The following is a 16,909-nucleotide window of genomic DNA, read 5'->3' as shown; positions in this document are numbered from 1 at the left end:
GGCTGCTGGCCTTCCAGACGGTTGTCGGGGCCGGGGATGTCGGCGACCGTGGACCGGTACAGGTTCAGCGACGCACGCAGATTGAGGTTGGTGCTGGGCTCGAAGAGGCTGGGGAAGAGTTCGCCGGCACGGCCCTTGACCTCCAGCTCCAAGCCCTGGGTCGTGGCCTTGCTGAGATTGATCTGGGTGATGACGTAGCGCTGCGTGTCGGCATAGTCGACGGTCATCAACCGCGGGCGGTCGGTGCGGATCAGGTTGGTGATGCGGCGATGGAAAACGCCAACGGAGATCAGCCCCCCGGCCGGAAGGTACTTCTCGTAGGCCACGTCCAGCCCCGTGGCCAGTTCAGGCTTGAGCTGCGGGTTGCCGATGCGGTCGGGACCAAGCTCGGTGTTGATGTGGGCATTGGGACCGCGCACCTCGTAATCGGTGTTGACGGTCGGCCGGGCGATGAGCTGCTGGACGTCGGCAGCCTTGTAGCTGCGCGTGAGGCTGGCGCGCACCAGGTCGCGGCCCTTGGGGTCGGGCTTGAAGTTCAGGTGCAGCAATGGCGTGGTGACCTTGCTGGTGCTGGCGAACTGGCTGCTTGCGCCCTCGCTGGCCATCTTGATCTGCTCGTGGCGAACGCCGGCATAGGCCGACCATTGCGGGTTGATCTCCCACTCGTCCTGCACATACAGGGCCGAGCGCGTGATCGTGGCGTCGAAGGGCTGGCCTTCGACGCCGGTCAGCAGGTCCTCCCATTTGGGGTTGGCCTTGCGGTAGTCGAACTGCTGGGTGCGACGGCTTTCGTCACGCKTGCGACGTTCCAGTTCGGCGCCGGTGGTCACGGTGTGGGCATCGCCAGCGTACTGGCTGTATTTGCCCGACAGCGTCGTGTTGCGATTGCGGTTTTCGCCGGTGGTGAGGCGGTCGATCGCCGGCGTGCCGTCCTTGTTGCGGCCGAAGAAGCCGGAGTTGAAGTCCGCGCCGCCACTGCCCGCACCGGCGCGCAACTCGATGCGGCGGTCCTCGCCGAAGCGGTTGTTGTATTGCAGATTGACCCGCTGGGCCGAGAAGGTGCCACGGTTGCGAGTGGTGTCGAGCAGGCTGGGCGGCAGCACGCTCTTGCTCGGCGTGGCCGGGTCTGCGAACAGCACCTCGGTGGTGTTGCTGCCTTCGCTGCGGAAGCGGTTCTGGATGAAGAACCCTTGCACGCTCAGCGTCTCGTCGTCGCCGAGCTTCCAGTTCAGGCGCGGCGCCATGTTGAAGCCTTGGCCGAACGAGCGGTCGCGCCCGCTGTTGCGCAGGCCGGTGAGGCCGCGGTCACGCACGCGGTCGCCCTCGTTCTCGTTGACGAAATTCCACTGTTGGACATTGATCGGCAGCACGAAACCCAGGCCGCCGATGACGCGGTCGCCATAGGTGAAGCCGGCGTTGATGACGGGCTTTTCCGACGCATAGGCCATTCCCAGCCGCAAGTCCTTCTGCACGACGCGCGGGGCGTCCTTCAGGATGATGTTGAGCGTGCCGGCAATGGCCTGGGCGCTCTGGTCGGCCGTCGGGGCCTTGCTGACCTCCAGTCGCTCGACCTGGGCGGGGTTCAGGTTGTCCAGGCTGAAGCCCGGGGGCGCCGGCTCGCCGTTGACGAGGATCTGCGTGTAGGCGCCGCCCAGGCCGCGCATGCGCAGCTGGCCGCCGGAGACGTTGATGCCCGGCAGGCGCTTGAGCACATCGCTGAGCTGGGTGTCGCCGTATTTGTCCAGCTCGTCGCGGCCATAGAGCTGCTTGGCCACGGGCTCGCGGCGGCGCAGGTCGGTGTCGGTCTGCTGGCGCGTCACCGAGACGCGTTCGAGTTGGTTGTTGCTGGGCGTGGGTGAGTTGTTCGAGGCGCGGTCGACCTCCTGCTGGGCCAGGACCAGGGCTGGGCTGAGCAGAAGCAGCAAGGCGAGGGCGGGGGTTTTCAAGACGGACTCCGAGAGATGCGATTCAGCGCGCGGCGCGCACCATAGCGGCAGCGCTGTCATGGCGCGGCGGTGCTGCGACCAGTTGCGGGTTCAGGGGCACCAATCGACGCCCCGCGGCGCGGGCCGCGATCATGGCAGCTCGCTGTGGCAATGACGAAGGTCAGCGCTTGAGCTTGGCAAAGGCCGCGGCCATCGCACCGCCGGCAGGGGCCTGGGAGTCCTGAGACTGGCGCGGGCCACGTTCGTTGCGCGCCGCGGGGCGGAAGTTGTTGTCCGGCTTCGGGCCTCGCGGTGCCTGGGCGTCCAGCTTCATCGTCAGGGAAATGCGTTGGCGCGCCAGGTCCACTTCCAGCACCTTGACCTTGACGATGTCGCCGGTCTTGACCACCTCGCGCGCATCGCTGACGAACTTGTTGGACAGCTGGCTGACATGGATCAGCCCGTCCTGGTGCACGCCCAGGTCGACGAAGGCGCCGAACTGCGCGACGTTGCTGACCGTACCTTCGAGCAGCATGCCGGGCTGCAGATCCTTCACGTCTTCGACGCCGTCATTGAAGCGCGCTACCTTGAAGTCTGGGCGCGGGTCGCGGCCGGGCTTTTCCAGCTCGGCCAGCACGTCCTTGACGGTGATGAGGCCGAACTTCTCGTCGGCCAGCAGTTCGGGCTTGAGCGTGCGCAGCACCTCGMTGCGGCCGACGACGTCAGCGGCCGGGCGCTTGAGGATGCTGAGCGCCTTCTCGACCAGCGGATAGGTCTCGGGGTGGACGCCGCTGAAGTCCAATGGGTTGTCGCCGCCACGGATGCGCAAAAAGCCGGCCGCCTGCTCGAAAGTCTTGGGGCCCAGGCCGCTGACGTCCAGCAATTGCTGGCGGCTTTTGAAGGCGCCATTCGCGTCGCGCCAGCGCACGATGCTGCTGGCGACCGACGCCGACAGGCCCGACACGCGGGCCAGCAGGGCCTGCGAGGCGGTGTTCAGGTCCACACCGACCKWGTTCACGCAGTCCTCGACGACGGCATCCAGCGTGCGCGCCATCTCGCTCTGGTTCACGTCGTGCTGGTACTGACCGACGCCGATGCTCTTGGGGTCGATCTTGACCAGTTCGGCCAGCGGGTCCTGCAGGCGGCGCGCGATGGATACGGCGCCGCGCAGGCTCACATCCAGGTCGGGCAGCTCCTTGGAAGCGAACTCCGACGCCGAGTAGACCGAAGCGCCCGCCTCGCTGACGACGACGCGCTCGATCTGCACCGACGCATCCAGCGCCTGCAGCTTCTTGATCAGCTCGCCGGCCAGCTTGTCGGTCTCGCGGCTGGCCGTGCCATTGCCGATCGCGATGAGGTTGACGCCGTGCGTGGCGCACAGCTTGGCCAGCGTGTGCAGGCTGCCGTCCCAATCGCGGCGTGGTTCGTGCGGGTAGACGGTGGACGTGTCCAAAACACGGCCGGTGTCGGAAACGACGGCGACCTTCACGCCGGTGCGGATGCCCGGGTCCAGTCCCATGACGACGCGCTTGCCGGCGGGTGCGGCCAGCAGCAGGTCGCGCAGGTTCTCGGCGAAGACCTTGATGGCGGTCGCTTCCGCCGCCTCGCGCAGCCGGGCGAACAGGTCGCGCTCCAGGCTCAGCGACAGCTTGACCTTCCAGGTCCAGCCCACGGTCTTGCGGATCAGCGCGTCACCGGGGCGGTTGGCATGGCGCCAGCCGAGGTGGCTCGCGATGCGGCCTTCAGCGAGGGTGGGCTGGCCGGCGATGACTTCTTCGTCCAGCACCAGCTTGGCATCCAACAGCTCCAGCGTGCGGCCGCGAAAGACGGCGAGCGCGCGGTGCGACGGCACCGTCTTGATGGTTTCGGCGTAGTCGAAGTAGTCGCGGAACTTGGCGTTGTCCGGCGTGTCCGGGCTCTTGCCGTCCATCAGCTTGGACTGGAAGAGACCGACGTCCCACAGCCACTCGCGTAACTTGCCCACCAGCACGGCATCCTCGGCCCAGCGCTCGGCAAGCAGGTCGCGCACGCCATCGAGCACCGCGTGGGCATCGGCAAAACCGGCCTCGGCGTTGATGAAGCTCGCGGCTTCATCGAGCGGCGTCAGTGATGGGTCTGCGAAGAGCTTGTCCGCCAGCGGCTCCAGGCCGGCCTCGCGGGCGATCAGGCCCTTGGTGCGACGCTTGACCTTGTAAGGCAGGTAGAGGTCTTCCAGCTCCTGCTTGGTCGGTGCCGTGCGGATGGCGGCTTCGAGCTCCGGCGTCAGCTTGCCCTGCTCGGCGATGGACTTGAGCACGGCCTCGCGGCGCTCGGCCAGCTCGCGCAAGTAGGCCAGGCGCGCGTCCAGCTCACGCAACTGGATGTCGTCGAGACCGTCGGTGGCCTCCTTGCGGTAGCGGGCGATAAAGGGCACGGTGGCCCCACCATCCAGCAGCTCGACGGCAGCCTGCACCTGGGCGGGCCTCACCTTCAGCTCGGCGGCAATCTGGGAAACGATCAGCTTGTTGTCCAAAACGGGCTCTGGAAATCGGGCGAAAAGCCTGCGATTTTCCCACACGAGTTTCCTGCAACGGGATACCTGAAACCCGTCGCGCGACTTCTCCAGGTTTTCCGTCGCGCAGGGCGCCGCCCGCTGCCGCGGACCGGCGGGCCCTGAGTGTCAGCAGCGCAGGCGGCGGCGCGTGGCAAGACCCAGGCCGATGAGGCCGGCCACAAGCATCGCAGCCGATGCCGGCTCGGGCACGGCTGAGACTGCGTTGAAGGGCTGTGGCGCGTCGTTGCCGATGCGGATGCTCGTGACGTCGAGCGTGTGCGAGAAATCGGCGGCGCCACCGTTCTGCGCACCCGTGAACAGGAATGCGCCCACCATGTAGAAGTAGCGGCCGCAGGCGGGCGAGATGGGAGTCTGGCAGTCGATCCGCGTGCCATTGGCGCTCACGTGGAGGGTGGTGTCGACGTCCAGCGAGCGGCTCATGGTGTCGCTTTGCACACCGAACACGTCGAGATGGGTCTGCGTGCTGGGGTGGGCGGCAATGAGTTGCTGCAGCAGGGGATCGCCCCCGACTTCGAAGGCATCGAGCCCCGCGGCCTTGAACAAGGCGTACTGGCTTTCGGCCGTGAAGTTGGCTTGCGAGCCGACGACGAAGGCGGTGACGGCAGCGCCCGAGCGGTCGGCGCCCAGGGCGCGGTCACCCGTCGTCGCCAGATGGCCATCAAGCTTCAGGTCAAACTGAACGGTCGTGTCCTGGTCCAGCATGGCCCAGTAGCCCACGAAGGAATGGCCGACTGCAACGCTGCTGATGGCGGTCGGATTCAACGGCGCCAGCGCGGAGGCCGACGCACCGAGGCTGGTCGGTCCGACGCGGGCGAAGGCCGAGGCCAGCTTGTCATTGACGGCTTGCGAGTCAGCCGCGCTGCGGCTCAGCTGGGCAGCGGACGGAAAGTTCAACCAGGCGCCGTCCTGGCTGAGCGTGCCGTCGATGATCGTGCCGGCCGTGGCCTCGTTGGTGGCGACAAACCACTGGTTCAGTTCCAGCCCGTACAGGTTGGACGCATTGGGCATGCCCAGGGAAATGGGCGGCAAGGTCGCGTCGGCCGATGCCGGGAGGTGGGCGAACGCGGCGGTCAAGCTCAGGGCCAGGGTGGCGAGGCGCAGGGACGTCATGAGATGAGGCGTTAGCAGGGACGGCGGAGTCTAGGAGTCGCTTCGGCTCACTCCGTCCCCGTGGCACCCAAGGGCTAGGGATGCCTGCCGGTTGGATTGCAACCAGCTGTGACTGTCAGGACGTCAGCCAAGCCGCAAGCCCGGCGGCTGCTGCGCGCCCGCTTGCCATGCTGGCCGTCAGCAGATAGCCGCCGGTGGGCGCCTCCCAATCCAGCATCTCGCCGGCGACGAAAACGCCGGGCAGGGCGGTCAGCATCAGGCCACCGGTCAGCGCCTCGAAGCGCACGCCGCCGGCCGTGCTGATGGCTTCGGCCACGGGGCGGGGCGCGTGCAGCGTCAGCGGCAGATGCTTCAGCGCGGCAGCCAGCGTAGTGGCGTCCAGCATCTGCTCACGCGTCAGCAACTCGTGCAGCAGGCCGAGCTTGAGTGGGTTCAGGTGCAGGCGGCTCTTCAGGTGCGAGGACAGGGACCGGCTGCCGCGCGGGTGCCTGACCTCGGCGAGCACGCGCTCGGGCGCCAACTGGGGCAGCAGGTCCAGGTGCAGCGTGGCGACGCCGTCACGCGCGATCTGCTCGCGCAATGTGCTGCTCGCTGCATACACCAACGAGCCCTCGATGCCTGTGGCCGTGAAGACGAACTCTCCAGCGCGATTCGCGAAGCCTTCGGTCTCGAGTGCGACCGGCTTGATCGGTTGGCCGGCGAACTCGGTGGCAAAGCGTTCGCTCCAGCCGGGGCCGTCGGCGTGGGCCGCGGTGGGCCCCACGTCGAAGCCGCAATTGGCGGGATGCAGCGGCGCGATGTCCACGCCCCGCGCAGCGAGCCGCTCGACCCAGTCGCCGTCCGAGCCGAGTTGGGGCCAGGAAGCGCCACCCAGCGCGAGCAGCGTGGCGCGTGGTGTCACCAGGCGTTCACCGTCGGGGGTGTCCAAGCGCAGCGCGCCATCGTCAGCCCAGCCCGTCCAGCGGTGCCGCATCGCGAACTTCACGCCGGCCGCGCGCAGCCGGTGCAGCCAGGCGCGCAGCAGCGGCGCAGCCTTCAGGTCTTTCGGAAACACGCGGTCCGAGGTGCCGACGAAGGTCTCGACGCCCAGTCCCGAGGCCCAATCGCGCAGCGCGTCGCCGTCAAAGGCGCGCAACAGCGGCTCGATCTGCGCGGCGCGCTCACCGAAGCGGCCGACGAAGGGCTCGAAAGGCTCGGAATGGGTCAGGTTGAGCCCGCCCTTGCCGGCGAGCAGGAATTTGCGGCCCACGCTGGGCTTGGCGTCGAAGACGGTGACCGCCAGGCCGGCGGCGGCCAGCACTTCGGCCGCCATCAGCCCGGCAGGGCCGCCGCCGATGATGGCGATATCGGCCGTGAGATCTTTGGGATGCATGCCCGATTCTAGGAACCGGTGCTTGCGGCGCTGTGTTTGGGCCGTGCAGCCTACGGAGCTCCTCGCCCGTCAGGCCCGTACCGGCGGTTTCGCCCCCGCCGGCGCCAGGGCGTTGTTGCCCCAGCACTGCTCGTACTTCCAGCCTGTCAGTTCCTCGGCCACGGCGCGCGCCTGCGCAGGGGCGTCGGCGATGCGGCCGCCGGCCTTGATGCGGGCGATTTCTTCCAGCAAGACGGCGTGGTTCTTGCGGTCGAGCTTCATCTGGGTGGTGTAGTAGATGCCGCCCAGCGCCAGGCCGATGACGCCCAGCGTGAAGATGCCGATGATGGCGTTGATCGCGCTCTCCGGCTGTGTGGCCTGGCCGGAAAGGAAGCCGAACTGGCCGAGGATCCAGCCCATGACAAAGACGACAGCCGAGCGCGTGATCTTGCCCGCGAAGGTCATGGCGCCGGCATAGATGCCTTCACGCCGCCGCCCGGTCAGCACCTCGTCGACGTCGGCCAGGAAGGTGTAGACCGTCCAGGGGATGTAGTAGACCCCGCCGGTGCCCAGGCCGAACACGGCCGTGACGGCGAAGAGGGCGATGGCCGTGGTCTGCTTGCTCCAACCCAGGTAGAACAGCGCGGTATAGGCCAGCACGCTGCCGCAAACGATGAGCAGGGCAATACGGTAGGGGCGCGCGAAACCGAATTTGATGCACAGGCCGATGAATAGCAGGGTGGATATCAGCTGCATCACCGAGCTGAAACTGTTCAGATAGCCGACAACCGACTTGTCCTGCCCCATGCAGAAGACGATGAAGTAAGTAAATATCGAAGCAAACAGCCATTCCGCCCCAAACCCCAGCAGATACATGCCAAGGTGCTTGCGAAAGATCTTGAGATGGAAGGTGGACAGCATGTCCATGCCGAGTTTCTTGAGCGCCTGGCCCAGGCTGCCGGCGCGCTCCTGCGCCACTTCATGCACGGGCCGCTCCCAAGAGGAGAGGTAGAGGGCGGTCATGGCGCCGCACATGATGAGGGCGTAGATGATGCCGGTCAGCAGGAAGGGCGTGGCCGATTCCTTGCTGTAGACCAGGAAGAGCTGGGCCGGGATGAAGGCGGCCAGGAAGTTGGCCGCCTTGCCGAACATGGCCTTGGCGCCGGTGAGTTTGGAGCGAGCCGAAAAATCCGTGGTCATCTCGGTCGCCAGGGTTTCATACGGCACCATGATGGAGGTATAGACCAGCTCGAAGAGGGCATACATGCTCAGGTAGTACCAGAACCCGAAACCCTCGATCCACATCAGTGGATAGAGCAGCACCAGGGGTATGCCCGTCAAGATGAAAAAACGCCGGCGCCCGAACTTTCGGCCCAATCGCGTGTTGTAGAAGTTGTCGCTGATATACCCCATCACGGGGTTGCTGATGGCGTCCAGGATGCTGGCCAGGGAGAAGATCGTGGCCGCCTCGACGACCGTCAGACCGCAGAAGGTCGTGTAGAAATAGAGCAGCCATGCGGCCGCAATGGCCAGGGCACCGCTGCCCAGCAGGTTGGCGCCGCCGTAGCTCAGCGTGTGCCTCATCGAGATCGTTTTGCTCATGACTTGCTGTCTCTCATTTAACTGGAAGACAGTTTCATTTTTTGTGGCCTGCCGTTCCGTGAAGCAAGTATCCCATTTACAGATGCTTTGGGACCTGCCGTCAACCCTGGGCTGAACCGGTCGCAGGTGGCCTGAACTTCTCGTTCCCCATGCACTGAGCCCTGCCGGCTGGGGCCGGCAGGGCTCAGTGCAGCTGCAGTCGCTGCGCAAGGGGGCCCGCGAGGCCGACGCGATGGTCAGGCCCCGCTGGGCGGGCTCAATCGGCGCGCAGCTTGGCGCGCAGGCCGGCGCCGATCTCGGGCCGGTCCAGGAAGGGATCGGTCGGGTTGCGTAGCAGCATGACGTCCTCCAGCCGCGTCTGTACGCCGGCCAGAGCCTGCGGGTGGCTGAAGATGTAGAACTTGTTGTGGTCGATGGCGTCGAACACCATGGCCGCCACATCGGCCGCGGTCAGCTTGCCCGAGGACACAGCCTTGTCGCTCTGGGCCTGGGAAATCATCTGGCTCTTGGTCGGCTTGCTCGCCGCGAACTCGCCGGGGCGGTTGCGGTGGCTCTGGCTGATGCCGGTGGGCACGAAGAAGGGGCAGAGCACCGAGGCATGGACCTGGTCGGTCACCAGGGACAGGTCCTGGTACAGCGTCTCGGACAGCGACACGACGGCGTGCTTGGACACGTTGTAGACACCCATGTTCGGCGGGTTCAGCATCCCAGCCATGGAGGCGGTGTTGACGATGTGGCCCGAGTAGCCCGGGTCGGCCTTGGCCGCAGCCAGCATCATGGGCGTGAACAGGCGCACGCCATGCACGACGCCCATCACGTTGACACCCATGACCCATTCCCAGTCGGCCAGGGAGTTCTCCCAGATCAGGCCGCCCGAGCCGACGCCGGCGTTGTTGAAGACGAAGTGGGGTGCGCCGAAGCGTTCCTGCACGGCCGCAGCCAGTGCTTCCATCTGATCGGCCTTGGCCACGTCGACGACCCGGGCCAGCACCTCGACGTCCTTGAACTCGGAGGCGGCCTTGTCCAACGCATCGGCCTGCACGTCGACGAGGACGAGGTTCATGCCGCGCCGGGCGGCGAGGCGGGCGGTTTCCAGGCCGAAGCCGGAACCGGCGCCGGTGATGACAGCGGTTTTCTTGGTCATGTTCAGGTCTCCTGAGAAGGCGAAGGGCCGCCCCGAGGCTTCTTAACCCCCTCGGGGGGCTGAGGCGCTTGCGCCGATTGGGGGCTACGTTTCTGCATCTCTTGGTGAGCGATGCCGTCTTCCATGTATTGCTCGCCAACGGGCGAGAAGCCGAAGCTTGCGTAGAAGCGCTCCAGGTGCGCCTGCGCATGCAGCGTGATCGACTGGCCGGGCCACAGCTGCTCGCACTGCGCGACGGCTTCGGCCATCAGCGCGCGGCCCACGCCACCACTGCGTGCCGCGGGCGATGTGACGACGCGGCCGATGAGGGCGTCGGGCGCCTTCAGGCCCGGCGGGATCAGCCGCGCATAGGCCTTGAGCCGGCCGTCGTCGCCCTGGCCCAGCAGATGCCAGGTCTGGCGGTCCAGGCCGTCGATGTCGAGGAAGACGCAGTTCTGCTCGACGACGAAGACCTCGGAGCGCAGGGCCAGCACGTCATAGAGTTGCTCGACGTTCAGGTCCTTGAACGGAACGCAGGTCCAGCGCATCAGACGAGCTTGACGAGCTGCTTGCCGAAGTTCCTGCCCTTGAGCAGGCCGATGAAGGCCTCGGGCGCGCTGGCAATGCCTTCGGCGACGGACTCGCGGAACTTGAGCTTGCCGGTGGCGACCAGCGTGCCCAGTTCCTTCAGCGCCTCGGGCCAGACTTCCATGTGCTCGGACACGATGAAGCCTTCGACCTTCATGYGGTTGGTCAGGATGAGCTGCGGATAGGTCAGCGGGATGGGTTCGCCGTTGTAGCCGGAAATCATGCCGCACATGGCGATGCGGCTGAAGGCATTGGCGCGCAGCAGCACCGCGTCCAGGATCATGCCGCCGACGTTCTCGAAATAGCCGTCGATGCCGCTCGGGCACTCGGCCTTCAGCGCGGCGGACAGCGACTTCACATCGGGGTGCTGCTTGTAGTCGATGCAGGCATCGAAGCCGAGTTCCTCGACGACGTAGCGGCACTTGTCCGCACCGCCGGCCAGGCCGACCGCGCGGGCGCCGCGCGCCTTGGCGAGCTGGCCGACCACACTGCCGACGGCACCGCTGGCGGCGCTGACGACGACCGTCTCGCCAGCCTTCACGTTGATGATCTTCATCAGGCCATACCAGGCCGTCACGCCGGGCATGCCGACCGAGCCGAGGTAGGCGGACAGCGGGATGTGGGTGGTGTCGACCTTGTTCAGCACGCCGCGCTGGGTGGCGTCGACGGTCTGGAATTCCTGCCAACCGCCCATGCCGACGACCTTGTCGCCGACGGCGAAATTGGCGTTTTTCGACTCGACGACTTCGCCGACGGTGCCGCCGATCATGACTTCATCGAGCGGCTGCGAGGCCGCATAGCTCTTGCTCTCGTTCATGCGGCCGCGCATGTAGGGATCGAGGCTGAGGAAGTGGTTGCGCACGCGCACCTGGCCATCGGCCAGCGCGGCGAGCGGCGCTTCGACGAGGCGGAAGTTGGCGGACGTGACCTCGCCCTTGGGGCGGGAGGCGAGGACGATCTGGCGGTTGATGGGGCTCATGGGGCTGCTGGTTCACACGACAGCCGCCATTGAAGCACCCCGGGGGAGGCCCCTGCGTCCCAGGCGCGACAACGCTTTAGAGCGGTCGACTCACGGTGCGATCGTGATCGGGTAGCTGGTGCAACCCAGCTTCTCGGAAATGTCCTTGCTGGCCGTCTGCAGCATCCTGACGACCTCGGGCGCCTTCTCGACATCGAAGCGGAAGGTCGGGAAGGACACGCTCATGCCGGCGATGGGCTGGCCGAGGCGGTCGAAGATGGGCACGCCCAGGCAGCGGATGTGATCGTCGAACTCTTCGCGGTCTTCACCGAACCCCTGCTTCTTGACCTGCTCCAGCTCGGCCAGGAAGGCCGGGCGTTCTGTGATGGTCTTGTCGCGAAAGCGCTTGAACTCGGCACCGTCGAGGATGCGGTCGCGGCGCTCGGGGTGTTCCCAGGCCATCAGCACCTTGCCGATGGCCGTGCAGTGCAGCGGCGCGCGGCGGCCGATTCGCGAGTACATGCCCAGCATGTGGCGCGAATCGACCTTGTGGATGTAGATGATCTCGCTGTCGATGAGGCTGCCCAGGTGGACGGTCTCGCCAGTGGCGTCGGCCAGCATCTGCATGTGGTGCTTGGACAGGTCCACGAGTTCGGGCGAGGGCAGGGCCTTGGCGCCGATCTCGAACATGCGCATGGCCAGGCCGTAACGCTCGCTGTCGGCTTCCTGGCGCACATAGCCCAGGCCCTTCATCGTCTGCAGGAAACGGTAGACCGTGGCCTTGGGCATGGCCAGGCGCACCGACAGGTCGGTGATACCGATGTCACTGCGCTCACCCAGGGCGTTCAGGATCGCGAACACCTTGAGTACCGCGGCAACCGACTCCGGCTGCTTGGAATCAGCAATGTCGTCGTCCATCGTTTCGATTCTTTCGGGTGCGTGTTTCAGTAGCCGGATTCTGACTCAGGCGCGGCGCGGCCCGACGCCTGCGCGGATTTGCTCAACCAATTGATCGGGACGGGCCGGGCGCAAGGCTGCCGCGTCGTAGGACTCGTCGGGGCGCCAGCCGACGTCAGCGGACAAGGTCTCGCCGGGGTGCGTGGCTGCCCAAGCGGCCAGGATGTCCACCGGTTGGCCGTTGAGCCGGCTTTGACGGTCGGTGAAGGCGCTGCCCTTGAGGCGGCGGATCAATCGGTCGGCCTTGATCTCGGGCGGCAACTCCCAGCGGTTGTGCTCGCTGTACAGGCGCGAGCGGATGCCCACGCCCAGGGAGTAGCCAAAGTCCTCGGCGCGCTCGGCGCTGAAGAGGTTGGCGACGACATGCACGCGGCCAAAGCGAACCCGCGGCGTGCGCTCCTTGCAGGCGTGGAAGTGGTTGTGATGCAGCGTGACGCGCAGCAGGCCGTCATCCGTGATGCGGCCGTCGCTGTTGCCGATCAGCATGGTCTTGTCGTGGGCCTGGAAGCGGCACCAGGACACGGTGACGAGATCGCTGCCGTTGGTGATGTCCAGCAAGCCGTCGTGGTGCTGCACGCGCTGGCCCAGGCGGATGGGCTCGAGCTTGTCGGGGTGGTTGCCGTCGTCGAACAGGCAGTGGTCCACCCAGACGCGGTCGGCACCGCGCAGCGACAGCGCGTCGTACTCCGAGTTCCACTCGCCGTGCACGTTGTCGCGCGGCTCCCAGGCGGGGAAGTGGTCGTACGCGTCGGAGAAGCGCAGGTCGCGGATGATGATGTTGCTGACCTTGTCCAGCAGCACCATGCCGTGCTGGAAGCCGGCGCCAGGTGCGGCGCCCAGCAGCGTCGTGTTGGACGGCAGGCGCACGATGGAGACGTCGGCCTGGCGCTTCTCGGAGCGCTTGCGGGCGTCTTCCAGCGGCCCCCTGGGGTCGTCGCGGCCCCAGGTGGCGGGGTCGAACGCGCGGTCAAAGGCGTCGAAGTTGAACTCGGGATCGCGGAAGGCTTCGACGCCGCCGGGGCAAAGGTCGATGAAGGTGTGGATGCGGATGATCTTGGGCTTGTCGCCCAGGCGAAGCGCGGCATCCAGGCCGGCGCGATCGTGAACGTCGAAGACATGCTCGGGAATGGCCCTGGCCCCGCCGGTCGTGCCGCCGGCGCCCGCCCAACCCAGAGGCGTTTCAACGGGTGCATGGGGCGCGCTGGCGCAACCGCCCAGAGCAGAGAGACCGGCGAGAGCCAGCAGGTGGCGGCGTTGGAAGCTCATTGATTGTTGAACTCGAAAAGACGGTTGCCGGCGGCGTCGAAGGGTCGGCGCGAGGTGCTGGCCGTCCAGGGGCCGATTTGGGTGCCGATCTCGCTGTCGCGCACGACGGCCGCGCCATTGGGGCTGGTGCCGGCCACCCAGGTGCCAGCCTTGACACCCGCATCCCAGGCACGACCGATGGATGTGGCGCCGGGCGCGATGCCGGGCTCGCCGACCAAGCGGCTGTGCGTGATCAGAAACCCCTGGGTCACGTCGGGTGCGGTGCTGGGCGCCAGGACGATGCCGCCGTGCCCAGGCGTGCGGCGGTTGGCGCGGCTGAGGATGGTGCTGTGTTCGATGACGAGCACGGCGTTGCCGAAGATGAAGTCCACGTCGCCGGCGATGAGGCTGTGGCGGATCAGTTGGCGGGCCGGCGCGTCAGGCGTGCGGCGCTTGGCGTAGAGCGTGTCCTGGTGGCCCAGCAGGCGCACGGCTTCGAGCTGGATGCGGTCGCCCATCAGCGTCAGCGCCACGGCCTGCGCGCCGCCGCTTTCACCGACGCCAGGGGGGTAGGCCTCGCCACGGCGCACGCCGTCCATTGCGTCGTTGGCAATGGTCAGCGAGATGAGCTGAACGTCGTTGCTCTGCACCAGCATGCTGGTGCTGCCGCTGGTGCCGATGGTGGCCTTGCCGAGTTCAGGCCAGCAGGGGTGGGCGGGCTCGTTCTCGCCCTTGTGCTTACCGGAGAAGCGGTTGTCCACCAGTACGACTGCGCTGGCGTCCAGCGCCGAGCCGACGAGGGCCAGCGGCGCCTTGTCCTTGATGCAGACGGGACCGCGGTAAGTGCCGGGCTGGATATGGATGACCCAACGCTTGGCCCCCTCAGCGGGCACCTTGTCGATGGCGGCTTGCACCGACTCACCCGGCTTGACGACGAAGTCAGGCGCCGTCGCGGTGAGGTCGGCCAGCGGCCCCGGCTTCCAGTCGCCGAGGTAGGCCGCCGCGGTGTGCGCGGCGGCCTGCTCGGCCGGCAGCTGAGGGCGTGCTTGCCCCTGAGCTGCCGTTACGGCAAGCGATGCGGCCAAGGCCAGCGCGAGCTTCACAGGTCGGCCAGGTAGAGGGCCGGCTCGACGCCGCTGGCGCGCTCCTTGTCGCAGCTGAACAGCACCTGCTTGTTGTCCGGCGTGAAGCTCGGGTGCGGATGCGTGACCTGGCGGTCGTCCTTGTAGACGTCCCAGCCGCTGTCGTGCCGCGCGATGGGGCGGGTCGTGCCGGCTTTCAGGTCGAACAGGTGCAGATACGGGTCGCCCACCAGCATCGCATTGCTGGCCGTGCTGTCATGGCTGACCTTGCCCACGCCGTCGCCGACGATCAGCGTGCCGTCGTAGTTGCTCATCAGGTGCGAGCACTGCGGCATGGCCGTCAGCAGCTTGTTCTCGAGAGTGACGGGGTCGAGGCTGTAGATCCAGCGCTCGGGCGACTTCTCGTTGTAGCTGACGTAGATCATGGCGCTGCCGTCCGGCACCCAGAACTCGTGCGTGCAGCTCTCGCCGTCGAGATGTTCCTTGCCGCAGCGGCGGTTCGTGCCGTTCTCGTCGATGAACCACATGCGCGCGTCGATGAGGTCGTGCGGGCCTTCGTGGCAGTAGGCGACGGTGTTGTCATCGAACGGGCGGTATTGCGGGTGGCCCAGCCAGCCGCGCTGCTCAAGGATGACGGTGCGTTTACCGGTCGCCAGGTCGACGCTGAACAGCCGGCACAGCGGCCGCTTGTGGAACATCTCGTTGAACTTCTGCCAGGTGTTCAACGGGAACCAGTCGTCAGCTGATATCTCGATGCCGACGATCTTTGTGCAGGCGCTGTTGCTGACCCAGGTGCCATAGCCCACCCAGGCGTCGGGCACGACGTACAGGACCTCCTCTTCCAACGTGGCGAGCTCCAGGCGGATGAACTGGCGCTTGTCACGGACGAAGTAGAGGTGCTTGTCATCGGGGCTCAGGAAGCCGCCGAAGGTGTTCTCGCCCATGCCGTCGGTGAGCTGGATAGCCGTCTGCGTGTCCAGGTCGAGCAGGTGGTAGTTCCAGTTCGGGCTGGGATGGGGGCCGAACTCGCCGCCGAAGATCAGCTTGCGGCCATCGTTCGTGAAGCACTTCTGATAGAAGTAGTTGCGATGGCAGGTCACGTCCGGCGGCGTCAGCCGCGTGACCCGCGCACCGGTGTCCGGGTCCTCGCGGGTGAGGAATTCAAACTTGCGTTCGGTGGATTTCATGGCGTGATCCTTTCTGGCCCCGAGCGCTGGGCCGCTCCCGAGCCGGCCCCTCTGGCGATGTGCTTGCCGGTCGAGCCGGCAAGCATCGCCGTCCCCTCGGGGGCTGAGGCCGGACACGGCAAGTCCAGTGGACTTGTTGTGCCTGCCGAAGCGCTGCGGCGCTAGACGCAGCGCGGTCCCAGACCAGACTCGCTCGCGTGCAGCGATGCGAGGCTGGGCGAGGGGCGTTTTATCTKGCCAGCCAGCCGCCGTCCACGGCAATGGTGTAGCCGTTGACATAGTCCGAAGCCTGCGAAGCCAGGAACACGACCGGGCCGGCCAGATCCTCCGGCTTGCCCCAGCGGCCGGCCGGGATGCGGTCGAGGATGGCGCTGTTGCGCTGCTCGTCGGCGCGCAGGGCGGCGGTGTTGTTGGTGGCCATATAGCCGGGGGCGATGGCGTTCACGTTGATGCCATGCGAGGCCCACTCGTTGGCCATCAACCGCGTGATGCCCATGACGCCGCTCTTGCTCGCGGTGTAGGAGGGCACGCGCACGCCGCCCTGGAAGCTCAGCATCGAGGCGATGTTGATGATCTTGCCGCCGCTGCTCTGGGCCAGGTAGACCTTGGCCACCGCCTGCGACAGGAAGAACACCGACTTCAGGTTCAAGTCCATCACGTCGTCCCAGTCGGCCTCCGAGAACTTGATGGCGTCTTCGCGGCGAATGATGCCGGCGTTGTTGACCAGGATGTGCACCGCGCCCGTGAAGGTCCTGGCCTGGGCGACCAGGTCGGAAATGGCGCTCACGTCGGACAGGTTGGCACGCATGTCCAGGAAGCGGCGCCCGAGCTTTTCCACGCCTGCCTTGGTCTCATCCGGGTCGGAGACGTTGACGCCGACGATGTCGGCGCCGGCTTGGGCGAGCGCCAGCGCCATGCCCTGGCCCAGGCCGGTATTGCAGCCGGTGACGATGGCCGTCTTGCCGGCCAGGTTGAAGTTGTTGAGCACCATGTTTTGTTGCGTCCGTTCAGCGCGAGGGTCGTGGCCAAGGTGGTTCAGCTTGTTGAAACGCGGTTCCACTTTTTCCGATGCCACGACTTTAGGCAGCGCGCAAGTGTTGCGGAATCATGGTTTCTAATTAGTGAACCGATGTTCCGATTTTCGCATCTTCCCCCTATCATCGTCCACAACGAACCTCGAAGACCCCAGCAATGAGCCCCTGTTTACCCATGACGGGCCCGCGCTGA

At 66.4% G+C, this 16,909-nt stretch carries 13 protein-coding genes; all 13 read right to left on the bottom strand.

All coding sequences use genetic code 11. The annotated features are described in order from the left end of the window. Window positions 1–1,946: TonB-dependent receptor plug domain-containing protein (locus ACXJKJ_RS17150; protein ID WP_457391220.1), on the bottom strand; the 1,946-nt coding region annotated here is incomplete at its 3' end. 160 nt (window positions 1,947–2,106) lie between these two features. Further along, complete coding sequence (locus ACXJKJ_RS17145; RefSeq protein WP_457391219.1) at window positions 2,107–4,437, bottom strand: Tex family protein; 2,331 nt, start codon at window positions 4,435–4,437, stop codon at window positions 2,107–2,109. A 147-nt stretch (window positions 4,438–4,584) separates the two neighbouring features. Continuing rightward, window positions 4,585–5,589, bottom strand: a complete 1,005-nt coding sequence (locus ACXJKJ_RS17140) for a PEP-CTERM sorting domain-containing protein (RefSeq protein ID WP_457354686.1) — start codon at window positions 5,587–5,589, stop codon at window positions 4,585–4,587. 115 nt (window positions 5,590–5,704) lie between these two features. After that, a complete protein-coding gene (locus ACXJKJ_RS17135) occupies window positions 5,705–6,961 on the bottom strand; it encodes a TIGR03862 family flavoprotein (protein WP_457391217.1) in 1,257 nt (418 codons plus the stop codon). Between the two features lie 69 nt (window positions 6,962–7,030). Beyond that, on the bottom strand, window positions 7,031–8,542 hold the full coding sequence (locus ACXJKJ_RS17130; RefSeq protein ID WP_457391216.1) for an MFS transporter: 1,512 nt from the start codon (window positions 8,540–8,542) through the stop codon (window positions 7,031–7,033). Window positions 8,543–8,798: 256 nt separating this feature from the next. After that, entirely contained in the window at window positions 8,799–9,686 is an 888-nt protein-coding gene (locus tag ACXJKJ_RS17125) for an SDR family oxidoreductase (RefSeq protein ID WP_457321412.1), read from the bottom strand. A gap of 2 nt (window positions 9,687–9,688) precedes the next feature. After that, the gene (locus ACXJKJ_RS17120; protein ID WP_457391214.1) at window positions 9,689–10,213 is read right to left on the bottom strand and encodes a GNAT family N-acetyltransferase; all 525 of its coding nucleotides are present in this window, start codon (window positions 10,211–10,213) and stop codon (window positions 9,689–9,691) included. Continuing rightward, window positions 10,213–11,232 (bottom strand): NADP-dependent oxidoreductase, encoded by a 1,020-nt coding sequence (locus ACXJKJ_RS17115; RefSeq protein WP_457391213.1) that lies wholly within the window; start codon window positions 11,230–11,232, stop codon window positions 10,213–10,215. Before ACXJKJ_RS17115 ends, ACXJKJ_RS17120 begins: the two co-directional genes overlap by 1 nt. A 90-nt stretch (window positions 11,233–11,322) precedes the next feature. Beyond that, window positions 11,323–12,129: a DNA-binding transcriptional regulator KdgR gene (gene kdgR, locus ACXJKJ_RS17110; RefSeq protein ID WP_457321418.1), complete on the bottom strand. Its 807-nt coding sequence runs from the start codon at window positions 12,127–12,129 to the stop codon at window positions 11,323–11,325. Window positions 12,130–12,174: 45 nt separating this feature from the next. Next, entirely contained in the window at window positions 12,175–13,434 is a 1,260-nt protein-coding gene (locus tag ACXJKJ_RS17105; protein WP_457391211.1) for a pectate lyase family protein, read from the bottom strand. Next, on the bottom strand, window positions 13,431–14,516 hold the full coding sequence (locus tag ACXJKJ_RS17100; RefSeq protein WP_457391210.1) for a pectinesterase family protein: 1,086 nt from the start codon (window positions 14,514–14,516) through the stop codon (window positions 13,431–13,433). Before ACXJKJ_RS17100 ends, ACXJKJ_RS17105 begins: the two co-directional genes overlap by 4 nt. Further along, the gene (locus ACXJKJ_RS17095) at window positions 14,513–15,682 is read right to left on the bottom strand and encodes an oligogalacturonate lyase family protein (RefSeq protein WP_457391209.1); all 1,170 of its coding nucleotides are present in this window, start codon (window positions 15,680–15,682) and stop codon (window positions 14,513–14,515) included. Before ACXJKJ_RS17095 ends, ACXJKJ_RS17100 begins: the two co-directional genes overlap by 4 nt. A 229-nt stretch (window positions 15,683–15,911) precedes the next feature. Beyond that, window positions 15,912–16,673, bottom strand: a complete 762-nt coding sequence (gene kduD / locus ACXJKJ_RS17090) for a 2-dehydro-3-deoxy-D-gluconate 5-dehydrogenase KduD (protein ID WP_457321426.1) — start codon at window positions 16,671–16,673, stop codon at window positions 15,912–15,914. Between the last annotated feature and the right edge of the window lie 236 nt (window positions 16,674–16,909).

Source organism: Roseateles sp. P5_E1 (assembly GCF_054049335.1).
This window is presented reverse-complemented; position numbering and strand designations above follow the sequence as displayed.

What these genes read in the sequence shown, in the direction of transcription:
- kdgR (WP_457321418.1), bottom strand. Translation starts at nt 12,129, where the DNA reads ATGGACGACGACATTGCTGATTCCAAGCAGCCGGAGTCGGTTGCCGCG.
- ACXJKJ_RS17095 (WP_457391209.1), bottom strand. Translation starts at nt 15,682, where the DNA reads ATGAAATCCACCGAACGCAAGTTTGAATTCCTCACCCGCGAGGACCCG.
- ACXJKJ_RS17135 (WP_457391217.1), bottom strand. Translation starts at nt 6,961, where the DNA reads ATGCATCCCAAAGATCTCACGGCCGATATCGCCATCATCGGCGGCGGC.
- ACXJKJ_RS17105 (WP_457391211.1), bottom strand. Translation starts at nt 13,434, where the DNA reads ATGAGCTTCCAACGCCGCCACCTGCTGGCTCTCGCCGGTCTCTCTGCT.
- ACXJKJ_RS17125 (WP_457321412.1), bottom strand. Translation starts at nt 9,686, where the DNA reads ATGACCAAGAAAACCGCTGTCATCACCGGCGCCGGTTCCGGCTTCGGC.
- ACXJKJ_RS17140 (WP_457354686.1), bottom strand. Translation starts at nt 5,589, where the DNA reads ATGACGTCCCTGCGCCTCGCCACCCTGGCCCTGAGCTTGACCGCCGCG.
- ACXJKJ_RS17130 (WP_457391216.1), bottom strand. Translation starts at nt 8,542, where the DNA reads ATGAGCAAAACGATCTCGATGAGGCACACGCTGAGCTACGGCGGCGCC.
- ACXJKJ_RS17120 (WP_457391214.1), bottom strand. Translation starts at nt 10,213, where the DNA reads ATGCGCTGGACCTGCGTTCCGTTCAAGGACCTGAACGTCGAGCAACTC.